Below are 14926 nucleotides of genomic sequence, written 5' to 3'. Positions count from 1 at the left end.
GTTCTCCTGGGTCAGCGGGCACGGACGTGCCGGGGTGGTGCGGACGGGTCGTACAGGTCGGTGACGCGCACGGCCGTGTCGTGGCCCTCGCGGAACGCGTCGTCGAGCAGGCTCGAGGCCTTCTCGTCCTCGCCCTTGGCGAGGTTCCACGCCCACCAGCGGTACTTCTGCGCGACGGCGTACGCGTCGCCCTCCATGACGAGGTGGCCCTTGTGCAGCCAGACGGCGCGCGTGCAGGTCTCCTCGATGGTCTTGGCGGCGTGCGACACGAGGAACGTGCAGCCAGCGGAGGCGCGCAGCCGGTCCATGCGGTCCTGCGACCGCTCGCGGAACGCGGCGTCGCCGGTGGCGAGGGCCTCGTCGATGAGCAGGATCTTGGGGTTGGCCGCGGCGGCGATCGCGAACTTGAGCCGCGCGCCCATGCCCGACGAGTACGTCTTCATGGGGTGGTGGATCTGCGGGCCCAGCCCGGACAGCTCGACGATGTCCCGGTACGCGGCCGCGGCCTGCTCGGGCGTCATGCCCATGGCCAGGCAGCCGAGCCGCACGTTCTGCTGGCCCGTGAGCTCGGGGACCATCGCGGCGTTGACGCCCAGCAGCACGGGCTGGGTGCGCGCGAGCACCTGGCCGCGGATGGGGCGCTCGAGTCCCGCGATGACGCGCAGCAGCGTGCTCTTGCCCGAGCCGTTGAGGCCGACCACGCCGATGGCGTCACCGGACCGTGCGACGAGCGACACCCCGGCCAGCGCGCGCACGGCGACGTTCGCCTGCCGGCCGATGAGCCGGTTGACGACCCGCAGCGGGCGGGGGACGTCGCGTGCGGCGGACGTGTCGGACGACGGCGTGCGGTAGCGCACGTGCACGTCGTCGACCGCGACCTGCACGGGCGTGAGCGCGGTGACGGCCGACGTGACGGGTCCGCTAGACGGAGCCATAGGACTCCTCCCCGCGCCAGAACACGACGGTGCCCAGGGTCAGCAGCCCCACGGCCCAGCAGGCGACGATCGTCCACGCCTGCCACGGCGGCGTGACGCCGTACAGCAGGCAGTCCCGCGTGATCTCCAGCACCCGGTACATCGGGTTGAGCTGCACCAGCTCGAGCACCTGCGGGTGCGAGATGAACCGGTCGAACGAGAAGAACACGGCGGACCCGTACAGCCAGAACCGCATGGCGAGCCCGATGACGTGGTTGAGGTCGGGGACCCGTGTCGTCGCCCGCGCCGCGAGCAGCGCGAGGCCGAGGTTCATCGCGATCTGCAGCAGCAGCACGAGGGGTACGAGCAGCCACCGCCAGCTGATCTCCTGCAGCGGCGTCGACCAGGCCTCGCCCGCGCCCGGGCGGGTGAACAGCAGGAGGACGAGCATCGTGAGGAGCGCCGGGACGAAGCTCAGCGTCTCGCGCGCGACGGTCGCGATCGGCAGGGCAGCGCGGGGGAACGAGAACGACTTCACGAGCGACCGGGCCGCGATGACCGACCGTGCACCACCCGTCACCGACCGCGTCGTGAACCCGAACATGAAGACGCCGATGACGAGGTACCCGAGGAAGTTGTCGATGCCCCGGCTCGACCGCAGCAGCAGCCCGAAGATCACGAGGTACACGGCGGCGTCGAGCAGCGGGTTCAGCACGAGCCACACCTGCCCCAGCAGGTTGCCGCTCGTGCCGCTGATGACCTTGGCGCGCGCGTCCGCGACGATGAAGTGCCGGCGCTGCCACAGCAGCCGCAGGTAGTCGCCCAGCGCGGGCCGGTCGGCGACGGGGTGCAGCGCGGTGCCGTCGACGGGCTCGACCCGCACGGGGCGCCTGCCCTCACGGGAGAGCAGCGGCTTGGTGAACCGGGGGACGTCGGGCAGCGGGTCGGTGCTCGGCGGGGCCGTGGTCATGCCGCGAGCTCCTCGTAGAGGGCGCGGTAGCGCGCACCGGCGGCGGCCCACGTGCGCCCCGCGGCGAACTCGCGGCCCGCGGCGCCGAGCCGTGCGGCGAGCGCGTCGTCGCCCGCGAGGCGCTCGAGGGCGTCGGCCCACGCCGTCGCGTCGTCCGGCGCCGCCAGCAGACCCGCACCGGGCGCCGCGACGACCTCGGCCAGCGCGGGCAGGTCGCTCGCGACGACGGGACGCCCCAGGGCCATCGCCTGCATGGGCTTGAGCGGCACGACCGTGCGCGTCACCGCGGTGTCACGGCGGGGGACGGCGAACGCGTCGAGCGCCTCGTACCAGGACGTCGCCGCGCCCGGCGGGACGCGCCCGGGCAGCACGACGTGCTCCGTGAGACCCAGCTCCTGGACCCTGCGCTCGACCGCGGGGCGCGCGACGCCGTCACCGACGACCGCCGCTCGCGCGTCCACCCCCCGGTCGCGCAGCTGCGCGACCGCGTCCACCAGCGTGACGATCCCTTCGTAGTCCACCAGGCTCGTCACCGTGCCCACCCAGAACCCGGAGGTGGGGAGCCCCAACGCACGGCGCGCCTCGACCGAGGATACGTGGCGGCCCAGCAGGGCCGTGTCGACGCTGTTGGGCACCACCGTGATCCGTGCGGCGTCGACCCCGCGCGCCACGAGGTCGTCACGGACGGTCGCGCCCAGCACCACGACGTGGTCCGCCGCGGACGCCAGCTCGGCCTCGCGGGCGCGCAGCATCGCGTGCCGCCGGCTCGCGCGGGCGGCGTCGCGCAGCGCGGGCGTCGGGAACGACGCGGCCCACGTGTCCTCGAGCAGGCCGCGCACCTCGTACACCCACGGCACCCCCAGCGCGGCGGCGACGGCCTGCGTGACCAGGGCGTTCGTGTAGTTGGTGGTCGTGTGCAGCACGGTCGGCCGCCACCGGGCCGCGACCTGCGCGAGCGCGCGCGTGTGCTGCTCGAGCCGGGCGCCGGGGGTCCGGGCCGTCGCCCAGGGCAGCAGGCGTCGGTACTCCACGTCGTCGACCACGTCGACGTCCCGCGCGCCCACGAGCCCGACCGACACCGGGTACCCGATCCGGGTGGCGGCCAGGACGTCGACCCCCGCCGCGGCCTGCGCCCGCAGCACCGCGTGGCTGCGCAGCGCGTACCCGCTGGCGGTGTGCGGCAGCGAGTTCACCAGCACGTGCAGCGCCCGGGGTGCCCCGTCGGGTGCCGGCCGGGTCGGCGGGACCGTGGGCGTCGGCAGCCGGAGCCCCGGCGTCATGAGGTCGCGCTCGGACGCGAGCCGGCGCCCGAGCGCGGTGCCCTGCGCGAGCCGGACCGCGTCGTCCACGCGGCCCTCGCGCCACGCGCGCCGGGCCGCCGTCGCGCCGCGCGCCCCCGGGTCGGGAACGTCGAGCTCGACCGCGACCTCCGCCAGCACGCGACGCCCCACCCGGCCGCCGGGGGCGGCGAGCGCCGCGCCGACGTGCGTGCGCGCGACGTCCCGGTGCCCCGTCAACCACGCCGCGAGCCCCAGCCGGGCGTCGCGGCGCGGCCCCCGGGCCCCGCGCCGCAGCAGCGCCGCCGCGCGCCGTGCGAGGGACCGCGGCGCCCGGCGGCTCGCCTGCACCGCGAGCAGGGCCGGGTCCTCCACGAGCATGGCCGCGGCGGTGGTCACGCCCAGCACCGCGTGCCGCGCCAGCGCGGTCGCGCGCGTCACGTCGTCAGCCCCCCGAGCAGGTCGAGGTAGTGCGCGGCGAGCCGGTCGTGGTCGGCGTTGTCGAGCACCCAGCGACGGCCGCGCAGGCCCACGTCGAGGCGTGCGCGGTCCTCCGCGAGACGGGTCCACAGGTCCGCGAGGGCCGCCGGGTCCTGCGGGGCGACGACGTCGCCCGCGTCGGACTCGGTGACGATCCGCGCCGCCTCGCCGGCGATCGACGCGGTGACGTGCCGGCCGACCGCCAGCGCCTCGTACAGCTTGGACGGCACGGTCCACTCGAACGGGCCCCAGTCCCGCAGGGACACGAGCGAGGTGTCGGCCCACGCGTAGTGGGCGCGCACGTCGCCCTGCGGGACGCGCCCCACGAACTGCACGGGCGCGCCGAGGCGGCGCGCCGTGTCGTAGAGGTACGCCTCGTCCGCGCCCGTGCCGACGACGCGCATCACGAGGTCGACGCCGCGCTCGCGGACCACGTCGGCCGCCTTGACCGCGGCGGCCAGGCCCTGGCTGCGGCCGAGCGTGCCCAGGTAGAGGACGCGGAGCGAGCCCGCGGGGCCGACGGCCGGCGGCAGCGGGTCGAGGTGCGCGACCGACGTGCCGTTGCGCACCACCTCGACGCGGCGCGCACCGCGCTCGCGCAGCACCTCCGCGAACGACACCGTGGTGGTCACGACCGCGTCGGCGCGCCGCTGCAGGTGCGTCATGGCACGGTGCGCGGCCGTCGTCGCGAGCGCGCGCCGGCCCCGTCCGTGGCCCGGGCCGAGCATGCCGCTCGACCCGATGAGGTCGGGCCACGCGTCGCGCATCTCGACGACCACGGGCCGCCGCAGCAGCCGCGCCACGGCCATGCCGGCGGGGATCGACGGCAGCCCGGGGGCGGTGGCGATCACGACGTCGGGGCGGTCGCGGCGCCCGGCGTACCGCGCCACGGCCCGCACCAGCGAGTCCGTCGCGGCGACGGCCTGGTCGACCGACCTGCTGACGAGGCGGTGGTCGTGGGTGCGGAACCGCACGCGCACGACCGTCTCGCCGTGCTGGCCCCGGGTCACGGTGCCGACCCGGTCGTGCGGGGCGAGGTCGCCGGCGCGCCCGCTGGGGTAGTGCGGCGGGGGAGCGAGCACCGTGACGCGGTGGCCGGCCCCGACGAACCGCCGGACGAACGCCGACCAGCGGCGCTGCGGGGCACCCGTCTCCGGCGCGTAGTGGTGGGTCACGAGGAGCACGTGCACGCCTCGATCAACCCCTTCAGCTGTCTTCACACGTCGGCACATCGTCTTCGCCGGACCTTCACGGTACCCAACGCAACGTTTGCCGCCGCACGCCCTCCGACCCACGGGACACGTCCGCACCGCGCTGTGGCAGGGTGACGGCATGGCGCTCGACGACCGGACCCTGACGGCCCTCCGTGACGACGCGACCCGGGAGCTGCCGCGCACCGCCGCGCTGCGCCACGCGCTGCACCGCGTGCCCGAGACGGGGCTCGACCTGCCCGCGACGCAGCGCCTCGTGCTCGACGCGCTCGCGGACCTCGACCTCGAGGTGACGACGGGGCGGGCGCTGAGCTCGGTGACGGCCGTGCTGCGCGGCGCGCGTCCCGGTCCGACGGTGCTGCTGCGCGGCGACATGGACGGCCTGCCCGTCACGGAGGACACGGGCGAGGACTTCACGTCGCAGCACGCGGGCGTCATGCACGCGTGCGGGCACGACCTGCACGTCGCGGGCCTGGTCGCCGCGGCGCGGCTGCTGGCGGCGCGGCGCGACGAGATCGCGGGGTCGGTCGTGCTGATGTTCCAGCCGGGCGAGGAGGGACACCACGGCGCGCGCCTCATGATCGAGGAGGGCGTGCTCGACGTGTCGGGCGAGCGCGCGGTCGCCGCGTACGGCGTGCACGTCATGTCCGCGGGCATCCCCACGGGCGTCGTCGCGTGCCGGCCGGGCACGTTCATGGCCGCGTCCGACACGGTGCGGGTCACGGTGCACGGCCGCGGCGGCCACGGCTCCAAGCCCTACCTGGCGGCCGACCCGGTGCCCGTCGCGGCCGAGGTCGTGCTGGCGCTGCAGGCGATGGTGACCCGGCAGTTCGACGTCTTCGACCCGGTGGTGGTGACGGTCGGGCGGATCGCCGCGGGGACGAAGGACAACGTCATCCCGGACGACGCCCACCTCGACGCGACCGTCCGCACGTTCAGCGAGGCCACCCACGCGGCGGTGCCGGAGCGGCTCGCGCGGGTCGTCGAGCACGTCGCCGCGGCGCACGGCATGACGGCGACGGTCGACTACCGGCGCGGCTACCCGGTGACCGTGAACCACGCTCCCGAGGTCGACCGCGCGCGCCGCCTCACCCGGCAGATGATGGGGGAGGCCGGCTGGGTGGACGCGCGCGACCCGGTGCCGGGCGCCGAGGACTTCTCCTACGTGCTGCAGGAGGTGCCGGGCGCGTTCGTGTTCGTCGGCGCCACGCCGCCCGGCGAGGACCCCGCGGCCGCGGCCTACAACCACTCGCCGCGCGCCCGGTTCGCCGACGAGGCGCTCGTGACCGGCCCCGCGGTGCTGGCCGCGCTCGCGCTGGACCGGCTCGCGGAGGGCTGACGCCTCACGCGTGCGCGACGCATGTCGTGGCGGTCGGGCGGGCGGTCAGGCGTGCGTCGTCGATCGGCTCGCCGCCCACGGCGCACGTCCCGTACGTGCCCGCGGCGACGCGCGCGAGCGCCGCGTCGACCTCCTCGAGCCGGCGCCGGGCGTCGGCGGCGAGCGCCTCGAGCTGTGCGCGCTCGAACGCGATCGTCGCGCCCTCGGGGTCGTGCTCGTCGTCGACGTTCGCGCCGCGCGCGGCGTCGACGACGTCCCCGTGCGCCTCGCCGAGCGCCGCGAGCCGCGCGAGCGCGTCGGCGCGCAGCTCCGCCAGCAGGGCCCGTGCGCGTCCGTCGTCCACGCCCAGCAGTCCACACCGCCGCCGCCGCGGGCGCGCGCCGGGGCGGACGGACGCGAAACGACGTGCACGGCCCGGTAACCTGGACGGTGGTCCTCGGAATGCCCCGTGGACGTGCCCGGCGCAAGAGGAGCGGCAGTGCCCACCGGCAAGGTCAAGTGGTTCGACACCGAGCGTGGCTTCGGCTTCATCGCCGACGACGACGGCGGCGAGGTCTTCCTGCACGCGTCCGCGCTGCCCGCAGGCGTCACGGCGCCCAAGCCCGGCACCAAGGTCGAGTTCGGCGTGGCCGACGGGCGCCGCGGCCCGCAGGCGCTGTCCGTGACGTTCCTCGACCCGGTCCCGTCCGTGGTCAAGGCCAAGCGGGCGCCCGCCGACGAGATGGCCGTCGTCGTCGAGGACCTCATCAAGGTGCTCGACAAGGTCGGCAACGACCTGCGACGCGGCCGCTACCCGGAGGGGCAGCGCGCGACCCAGTACGCGACGCTCCTGCGGGCCGTCGCGGACAAGCTCGAGGCCTGACGTGGCAGCCGTCAAGGACGCCGTCCTCGAGCGGGCCGTGGACCTCGCGCGCGAGGTCGCGGTCGAGATCGCGGAGGAGCCCGAGCACGTCGGCGAGTACCTCGGTGCCGTGCGCGAGGCCGAGCGGCTCGTGTCGCACCGGTTCGCGTGCACCGCGCGCGGGTACCGCGGCTGGGCGTGGACCGTCACGGTCGCGCGCGTGCCGCGCGGCCGCACCGCGACCGTGTGCGAGGCCGAGCTGCTGCCGGGCGAGGACGCGATCCTCGCGCGCACGTGGGTGCCGTGGTCCGAGCGTCTGCGCCCGGGCGACATCGGCCCCGGGGACGTGCTGCCGTTCCGCCCCGACGACCCGCGCCTCGAGCCCGGGTTCACGCCCACGGGCGACCCCGAGGTCGACGAGGTCGCGATCGACGAGCTCGCGCTGGCGCGCGTGCGCGTGCTCTCGCCGCAGGGACGCGACGAGGCCGCCGAGCGCTGGTACCGCGGGTCGCGCGGCCCGACGGCCCCGGGGGCCGTCGCGTCGAGCGCCGCGTGCATGACGTGCGGGTTCCTGGTGCCGCTGCAGGGTTCGCTCGGGACGTTGTTCGGCGTGTGCGCCAACGAGTGGTCGCCGGACGACGGCAAGGTCGTGAGCCTCGACCACGGGTGCGGTGCGCACTCCGAGACCGACGTCGACCCCGCGCCGACCGAGTGGCCCGCACCGGACCCGCTGCTCGACGAGAACGCGGTCGAGGTCGTCGCGGTCGAGCCGTCCGCGGCCGCCGAGGCGTCGCCCGTCGACGCGCCGGCGGACGAGCCGAGCAGCGACGCACCGACTGCCGAGGTGGCGACTGCCGAGGTGGCGACGGCCGGCGAGCCCGCCCCGGAGCCGCAGGCCGAGGAACCCGCGTCCGAGCAGGCCGCGTCCGAGCAGGCCGCGGACGGTCCGTCGGAGGACGCCGAGCGCACCCCCGACGGGCAGTGACCGCCGACGTCTTCGGCACGGCCGCGCTGCGCGGCGCGGTGCTGGAGGCGTGGCGGGCGTCGCCCGCGCGGCTGCGCGAGGACGCCAACGGCGAGGAGGACCACGCCCGCGGGTACTACCGCGACCGGGTCGTGGTCGAGCTCGCGCAGAACGCGGCCGACGCCGCGACGCGCGCCGGGACGCCGGGCCGGCTGCTGCTGCGCCTCGCGCACGGCGACGGCGGCAGCCCCGTGCTGGTGGCCGCCAACACGGGCGCGCCGCTCGACGCCCCCGGGGTCGCGTCGCTCGCGTCGCTGCGTGCGTCGGCCAAGCGCGGCACCAGCACGCGCGAGGTCGGGCGGTTCGGCGTCGGGTTCGCGGCCGTGCGCGCGGTCGCCGACGAGGTGGTGGTCTGCTCGACGACGGGCGCGGTCCGGTTCGCGCTGGCCGACACGCGCGTCGAGCTCGAACGGGTCGCCGCGCACGAGGCCGCCGAGGGTCGTGGCGAGCTGGCCGACGAGGTCCGCCGGCGCGACGGCTCGCTGCCGGCGCTGCGCCTGCCGTGGCCGACCGAGGGGCGCCCGCCCGCGGGCTACGACACGGCGGTCGTCCTGACGCTGCGCGACGAGGTCGCGCACGACGAGGTCCGTGCGCTGCTGGCGGCGGTCGACGACGTCCTGCTGCTCGCGCTGCCGGGGCTCGTCGAGGTCGTCGTCGAGGTCGAGGACGCCGCGCCGCGCCGGCTCGCGGACGTCGAGCGCCGCTGGGACGTCCTCACCGCGGAGGGCGAGCTGCCGCTCGCGCTGGTCGCCGACCGGCCCGTCGAGGAGCGGTCCGCCCGCACGTGGCGCGTCACGTGGGCGCTGCCGCGCACGGGGGTGCCCCTGCCGGGGGTCGTGCACGCGCCGACGCCGACCGACGAGCCGTGCTCGCTGCCGGCGCTGCTGGTCGCGACCCTGCCGCTCGACCCGTCGCGGCGGCACGTCACGGCGGGCGCCCTCACGGACGCGGTGCTCGACCACGCGGCCGCCGCGTACGCCGACCTGGCGGGCCGGGTCGCGGCGTCCGGCGCCGACCCGACGGGCCTGGTGCCGACGGGGCTGGCGTCGGGTGCGCTCGACGCGGCGCTGCGCCGACGGGTGCTCGCCGCGTTGGCGCGCACGCCGCTGCTGGTGCCGGCGGACCCCGACGACCCGCTGGTCGCGCCGATGCGCGCGACGACGGTGCGGGACCTGCCGGACGGGCCGGCCGTCGCGGCGCTGGGGCTGCTGGTCGCGGGGCTGGTCCGCCTGCCGCCCGGCCCGGCGGCGGCCGCGGCGGCCCGTGCGCTGGGGGTCGAGGAGCGCACCCTCGCCGAGGTGGTCGACGAGCTGCCCACGGGCGCCGCGGTCGACTGGGCGGCCCTGTACGACGCGCTCGACGCGGTGGCGCACGACGCCGCGGCCCGGGAGGGCCTCGCGGCGCTGCCCGTGCCCCTGGTCGACGGCCGCGTGGTCCGCGGGCCGCGGGGCGTCGTCGTGCTGGACGCGGACGTCGCCGCGCTGCCGCTCGCGACGCTCGACGCCCTGGGCGACTGGGGGCTGCGCGCGGCGGACCCGCGGGTCGCGCGTCCGCTGCTGCTGCGGCTGGGTGCCGAGCGCGTCGACGCGCACGCGCTGCTGCGTCACCCGGTGCTGCGCGCGGCGGTGCTGGGGCAGGCCGACGACGACGACCTGGACCACGCGGCGCAGGTCACGGCCGCCGTGCTCGACGTCGTCGCGGCAGCCGGGACGGTGCCGGACGACGCGGCGGCCTGGCTCGGGCTGCTGACGCTCACGGCCGCGGACGGTGCCGCGGCGCCCGCGCACGGGCTCGTGCTGCCCGGTGGACGCGCCGCGGACCTGCTGGACGACCGCGTGCTCGCCCCGGTGGCCGTCGAGGCCCTCGACCGCTGGTCGCGCGAGGTGCTGACGGCCGTCGGGGTGCGCGACGACCTCGCCGTGACGACCGTGCCGGACGTCGTCGCGGGCGTCGCGCCCGACGAGGACGCGGACGACCCGGGCGCGCTCGCGGCCGCCTCGTTGGACGGCTGGGACGCGTACGTGCTGCGGCTCGCGGCGGTGCTGGGGCCGGGTGCGGGGTGCGGCGACGTCGCGGCGGTCGCCGACCTGGACGCCGTGGCCGACGACCGCTGGGACGCGCTGCTCGCGCACGTCGCGCGCACGCCGGCGCTGCGGGCCGCGCTCGTGACGCCGGTCCGTGGCGAGGGCTCGGGCGCGACCGCCGACTCGTACACGGCGTGGTGGCTGCGCACGCGGGCGGGGCTGCCGCTGCCTGCGGTGTTCGCCCTGCCGGGGGCGCACGGCCTGCCGGCGGCGCTCGTGCCGCCCGCACCGGCCGTGCTGGACGGCCTGGACGCGGGTGTGCTGCGCGCGCTGGGCGGCGTCGCCTCGCTCGCCGAGGTCCCGGCCGTCGGGTGGGCGGCGCTGCTCGAGCGGCTCGGTCCGCCGGGCACCGTCGTGCCGCTCGAGGTCGCCGCCGGGCTGTGGCGTGCGTGGGCGACGGGCGCGGGGCCGGGCGAGGCGCCGGGTGCCGTCGTCGCGCTCACGGCGCCGGGCGTCGCGGAGGTGGTCGAGGACGCGGTCGTGGCCGACGACCCGCGCTGGTGGCAGCGCGCGTCCGACGCGGTGCCGGTGGTGCCCGTCCCGCCGTCGGGGCCGGACGGCGTGCGCCCGGGCGCCGGTGCGGTCGCGGACCTGCTGGACCTGCCGCTCGCCGCCGACGAGCTCGACGCCGACGTCGCGGACGACGGCGAGCCCGAGGACGTGCCGGACGCCGTGCTCGCGCTGCTGCCCGGTGCGCCGGTGCGCTGGTGGCGGCACGACGACCTGCTGGTCGGCGGCGACGCGGTCGACTGGTGGGTGGCCGACGACGGCGACGTGCACGCCGTGCACGTCGCGGGGCTCGCGGCGGGGCTCGCGTGGGCGGCCGGCCGGTGGGGTGCGCGCGGCGCGCTCGAGCACCTGCTGGGTGACCCGGACGACGGGTCCGCGGCGCTCGACGTGGTGCTGGGCTGACCCGTGCGGACGTGCGCGGACGCGGTGCCGCGGGATCCGGACGAACTACCACCAAAGGTCACGATCAGGTAACATCCGGCTGTGCCCGACGCCCGACGACGTGACCTCCGCCGCTGGCACGACCGCCGCCGTCGGCGCGGGCCCGCAGGCGCGCTGACGGGCGGCCTCGCGGTCGTCGCCGTGGCGTCCGCGATCGTCCTGGCCACCGCCCCCGGCGCGTCGGCGCCGACCGGGCCCGCCACGTCCGCGCTCGCGCCCGACGGGCCCGCCGACCGTCAGGACGCCGCGTCGCGCAGCGCCGAGCGCACCGATGAGGCGGAGCCGGCCGCGCCGCAGAGCGACCCGACGTCGTCCGACGGTGCCGAGGTTGCGCCGGACCCCGCTCCCGACGGGTCCGGCCCGGCCGCACCCGGGGTGGACGGGGCCGCGTCCGGCGGGGACGGGGCCGCCGCACCCGCACCCGGGCCCGCTGCCGAGCCCGAGCCGCAGCCGGCGGCCGCGGTGGCCTCCGCCGACGACCCCGGTGCCGCGATGGCCGCCGACGTCGTCACGCTGACCAACGAGCGTCGCGCCGAGGCCGGGCTCGCGCCGCTCGGGGTCTCCGCGTGCGCCACCGAGCAGGCGGTCGCGCGCGCCGGCGTCCTGGTCGCGGAGGGACGGTTCGAGCACGACCCGCTCGGCCCCGTCCTCGGCGCCTGCCGCGCGGGCACCGTCGGGGAGAACCTGTCGCTCGGCTACCCGTCCGCGCAGGCCGCCGTGGCCGGCTGGATGGGCTCGCCGGGGCACCGCGAGAACATCCTACGGGCGTCGTACGCGCAGGTCGGCGTCGGCTGCGTGCCGGGCGGCCGCGGCTGGCTGTGCGCGCAGGTGTTCGTCGGCTGACGCACCCGGGCGCCCGCCGCGTGGGGCCTCAGGCGGCGTCGCGGTGCGGCGCGGGGGCGATCATCGCGCCCGTGCCGTCGGGCGACAGCCGCCCGTTGCGACGCGCCCACAGGATGCCGACGAGCCCCAGCACGACACCCGAGGCGCACACCGCGAACCAGCGCAGCGGCGCGACGTCGAGCAGCCACAGCACGCCCATCACCACGAGCGCGGCACCCCACAGGGCCGTCCCCGTCCCCATCACCCGCGCGAGGTCGACGTCGATCGGCGGCGGCGGCGTGCGCCGCGGGTGCATCAGGGTGTCGACGAGGGGGGGCACGCCCCGATCGTAGTCCGGGGTGCCGGGGGGCCCGGCCCGGCGGCGCGGTCGTCAGCGCAGCAGCGCCGTCGCCAGCGCGTCCACGGCCGGGGCCAGCGACGCGAACGACGCGCGGTACACGTCGTCGCCGCGGCCGATCGGGTCCTCGACGTCGTCGACGCCCGCGCCCGCCGCGGGGCGTGCGGCCGCCGCCAGCGCCGGCAGGGCGCGCAGCCGCTCACCGGGCGTCGCGCCCGCGTCGCGCAGCGCCGCCGGGTCCACGTGGGGCAGCAGCCGGGCCAGCTCGAGCAGGGTGAACGTGCGGCGTACGGCGGCCGGCGCGAGCTGCACGACGGCCGACCGGTGGCCGCGCGTCAGGGCCAGCACGAGGTCCGCGCGGGCGACGAGACCGGCGTCGAGCTGCTGCGCCGCGAACCCGTCGACGTCGGCGCCCGCGCCCGTCAGCAGGGGCACCATCGGCGCGGAGACGGGGTGCCCCACGACGGCGTGCGTCCCCGCCGACGCGACCACGACGTCCGTCCCCGCGAGCCGGGCCGCGAGCAGCCGCTCGACCGCGGGGGACCGGCAGATGTTGCCCGTGCAGACCGCCACCACGAGCGCGGGGTCGGGAGGCGTCGTCATGCGGCCCCATCATGCCGGACGGCCCGTGCGGGCGGACGTCGGTCGCACCGGACGCGGACAGCGCCCGGTTCGTACGGTTAGCATCGCCGACGACGCGTCGGCGACACCCCTCCGGCGCGCAGGGGGCGAAGGGGGCTGGGTGTGACGCACCCGGGTTGGGGTTCGCAGTGGTCGGGCCAGGCGGTCCCGCGGCCGCGCAGGGCGCAGGACCCGCGCTCGGCGCGTCGACGTCCGGCGGGCGCGCGGCCCGCACGACGGCGCCGCCGGGGCACGCGCCGGCGCGCGGTCCTGCTCGCCGTCGCGGGGCTCCTCGTGCTGGTCGTCGTCGCGGTGGCGTGGCTCGCGTGGGACGCGGTCCGCGCGCGCAGCGACCTCGAGACGGCGCGGGACGCGGTCGCGCGCCTGCAGGACCAGGTGGTCGCCGGCGACGTCGAGGGCGCGCGTGAGACGCTGCCGGCCCTGCGGGAGCACGCCGCGGCCGCGCACCGCCGCACCACGGGGCCGCTGTGGTCGGTGGCGGGCGCCGTGCCGTGGGCGGGGCCGAACGTCCGGGCCGTGCAGGCCGTCACCGAGGCGGTGGACGAGCTCGCGCAGCACGCGCTGCCGCCGCTGGTGGAGGCGACGGCCCTGGTCGACCCGGCGGCCCTGCGTCCCGTCGACGGGCGCGTCGACGTGGCGCCGCTCGCGGACGTCGCGTCGCAGGTCGCCGCCGCCGACGTCGCCGTGCGTGCGACGCTCGATCGCTTGGAGCAGGTCGACACGGGGGCCGTGGTCGCGCCCGTCGCGGAGCCGGTGGACGCGCTGCGCGACCAGCTCGCGCGCGTGGCCGCGGACACCGGGACGGCGGCGCGTGCGGCCGCGCTGCTGCCGCCCATGCTCGGCGGCGACGGCCCCCGGCAGTACCTGGTCCTCGTGCAGAACAACGCCGAGCCGCGCGCGACGGGCGGCATCTCCGGGGCGGTGCTGCTGCTGCGGGCCGAGGACGGGCGCCTCGAGGTCGTCGAGCAGCGCAGCGGCAACGAGCTCACGGGCCTGGACGACCCCGACGCGGAGCTCAGCCCGGCCGAGCAGGACCTCTTCGGCCCCCTGCTCGTGACCGACATGCGTGACGTCAACTTCACGCCGGACTTCCCGCGGTCCGCGCAGCTCGCGCGCGGGCTGTGGGCACGGGCCACGGGCACGCAGGTCGACGGCGTGCTGTCGGTCGACCCGGTCGCCCTCGCGCTGGTCCTGCGCGCGACCGGGCCCGTGACCTTGGCCGACGGCTCCACGCTGGGCGCCGACGACGCCGTGGGGGTCCTCCTCAACGACGTCTACCTGCGCTTCCCGGAGCCCGCCCGGCAGGACGCGTACTTCGCCGACGCGGCGTCGGCGGTGTTCTCGGCGGTGAGCAGCGGGCAGGGCGAGCCGGCGGGGGTCGTCGACGCGCTCGCGGAGGCGGCGCGGCGGGGTCGGCTGCTCGTGTGGTCGGCGGACGCCGACCTGCAGGCGCACCTCGCGGGCACGGTGCTGGCGGGCGAGCTGCGCGGCCGCGCGGGGGACAGCCCCGTGGTGGGCCTGTACCTCAACGACGGCACGCAGGCGAAGCTCGGCTACTACCTCGACGTCGACGCGCAGGTCGCGTCGACCGCGTGCGTCGACGGGGACGCGCAGCGCATCGCGCTGACGGCGACGTACCGCTACGCGCCCCCCGCCGACGTGGCGTCGCTGCCGCCGTACGTGCTCGGGCTGGACGGCGTCGTGCCTCCCGGCGACTTCCGGACGAACGTCCTGCTCTATCTTCCCGAGGGGGCTTTTCTGGAGGACATCATGGTGGACGGTCGACCAGTTGAGGTGCACGCGCAGGCGCACGACGGACTCGCCGTGGCCGCTCTCACCTGGACATTCTCTCCTGGTCAGTCGTTCACATTGACGGCCAATTTGGTCAGTGGTCCAGAACAGTCCGGCGAGGTGCTTCTGAGGGGCACCCCGACCGCGTCGGGTTTCGATCATGTGACATCTGTTTCCAAGTGCGCGGATCGCGGTTAGCCTCGTCTCGACACCGCGGTCCGG

Annotated in this window: 13 protein-coding genes; 6 read left to right on the top strand and 7 right to left on the bottom strand. The window is 77.4% G+C overall.

The window, feature by feature from the left end:
* Positions 1 to 11: 11 nt before the first annotated feature.
* From E4A51_RS13055 to E4A51_RS13040, 4 genes are read right to left on the bottom strand one after another with little or no spacing between them, the layout of a single operon-like run.
* The gene (locus E4A51_RS13055) at positions 12 to 935 is read right to left on the bottom strand and encodes an ABC transporter ATP-binding protein (RefSeq protein ID WP_052748461.1); all 924 of its coding nucleotides are present in this window, start codon (positions 933 to 935) and stop codon (positions 12 to 14) included.
* Positions 922 to 1884: an ABC transporter permease gene (locus E4A51_RS13050; protein ID WP_134851992.1), complete on the bottom strand. Its 963-nt coding sequence runs from the start codon at positions 1882 to 1884 to the stop codon at positions 922 to 924. Before E4A51_RS13050 ends, E4A51_RS13055 begins: the two co-directional genes overlap by 14 nt.
* Positions 1881 to 3602 (bottom strand): glycosyltransferase, encoded by a 1722-nt coding sequence (locus E4A51_RS13045; RefSeq protein WP_134851991.1) that lies wholly within the window; start codon positions 3600 to 3602, stop codon positions 1881 to 1883. Before E4A51_RS13045 ends, E4A51_RS13050 begins: the two co-directional genes overlap by 4 nt.
* Positions 3599 to 4825, bottom strand: coding sequence for a glycosyltransferase family 4 protein (locus E4A51_RS13040; RefSeq protein ID WP_240696472.1), 1227 nt, complete (start codon positions 4823 to 4825; stop codon positions 3599 to 3601). Before E4A51_RS13040 ends, E4A51_RS13045 begins: the two co-directional genes overlap by 4 nt.
* Before the next feature lie 148 nt (positions 4826 to 4973).
* On the opposite strand from E4A51_RS13040, the gene E4A51_RS13035 reads away from it, so the two are divergent.
* Positions 4974 to 6191 (top strand): M20 family metallopeptidase, encoded by a 1218-nt coding sequence (locus tag E4A51_RS13035; RefSeq protein ID WP_134851989.1) that lies wholly within the window; start codon positions 4974 to 4976, stop codon positions 6189 to 6191.
* A 4-nt stretch (positions 6192 to 6195) separates the two neighbouring features.
* Here E4A51_RS13035 and E4A51_RS13030 read toward each other — a convergent pair whose 3' ends face one another.
* Entirely contained in the window at positions 6196 to 6534 is a 339-nt protein-coding gene (locus tag E4A51_RS13030; protein WP_052748462.1) for a TraR/DksA C4-type zinc finger protein, read from the bottom strand.
* 135 nt (positions 6535 to 6669) lie between these two features.
* Here E4A51_RS13030 and E4A51_RS13025 point away from each other — a divergent pair, with 135 nt between their 5' ends.
* The 4 genes from E4A51_RS13025 to E4A51_RS13010 all read left to right on the top strand — a co-directional run bounded on the left by E4A51_RS13025 (position 6670) and on the right by E4A51_RS13010 (position 11934).
* Positions 6670 to 7053, top strand: a complete 384-nt coding sequence (locus E4A51_RS13025) for a cold-shock protein (RefSeq protein WP_046530162.1) — start codon at positions 6670 to 6672, stop codon at positions 7051 to 7053.
* Position 7054: 1 nt separating this feature from the next.
* The gene (locus E4A51_RS13020) at positions 7055 to 8017 is read left to right on the top strand and encodes a DUF3027 domain-containing protein (protein ID WP_134851988.1); all 963 of its coding nucleotides are present in this window, start codon (positions 7055 to 7057) and stop codon (positions 8015 to 8017) included.
* A complete protein-coding gene (locus E4A51_RS13015; protein WP_134851987.1) occupies positions 8014 to 11052 on the top strand; it encodes a sacsin N-terminal ATP-binding-like domain-containing protein in 3039 nt (1012 codons plus the stop codon). The genes E4A51_RS13020 and E4A51_RS13015 overlap by 4 nt, the downstream gene beginning before the upstream one ends.
* A gap of 81 nt (positions 11053 to 11133) precedes the next feature.
* Positions 11134 to 11934 carry a CAP domain-containing protein gene (locus tag E4A51_RS13010; protein ID WP_134851986.1) on the top strand — a complete coding sequence of 267 codons (801 nt, stop codon included), beginning with the start codon at positions 11134 to 11136 and terminating at the stop codon, positions 11932 to 11934.
* A gap of 28 nt (positions 11935 to 11962) precedes the next feature.
* Here the strand turns inward: E4A51_RS13010 and E4A51_RS13005 are convergent, their stop codons facing one another.
* Together E4A51_RS13005 and E4A51_RS13000 are read right to left on the bottom strand one after the other, a co-directional pair.
* A complete protein-coding gene (locus tag E4A51_RS13005) occupies positions 11963 to 12253 on the bottom strand; it encodes a DUF2530 domain-containing protein (protein ID WP_082739990.1) in 291 nt (96 codons plus the stop codon).
* 51 nt (positions 12254 to 12304) lie between these two features.
* The gene (locus E4A51_RS13000; protein WP_134851985.1) at positions 12305 to 12874 is read right to left on the bottom strand and encodes a low molecular weight phosphatase family protein; all 570 of its coding nucleotides are present in this window, start codon (positions 12872 to 12874) and stop codon (positions 12305 to 12307) included.
* A 141-nt stretch (positions 12875 to 13015) separates the two neighbouring features.
* Here E4A51_RS13000 and E4A51_RS12995 point away from each other — a divergent pair, with 141 nt between their 5' ends.
* Positions 13016 to 14902, top strand: coding sequence for a DUF4012 domain-containing protein (locus E4A51_RS12995; RefSeq protein ID WP_134851984.1), 1887 nt, complete (start codon positions 13016 to 13018; stop codon positions 14900 to 14902).
* Positions 14903 to 14926 lie beyond the last annotated feature (24 nt).

The sequence above is a fragment of the Cellulomonas sp. HD19AZ1 genome, from assembly GCF_004535805.1.
Taxonomy (GTDB): Bacteria; Actinomycetota; Actinomycetes; order Actinomycetales; family Cellulomonadaceae; genus Cellulomonas; species Cellulomonas iranensis.
The sequence above is the reverse complement of the archived record's forward strand: the minus strand, read 5'-3'. Positions and strand labels throughout refer to the sequence as shown.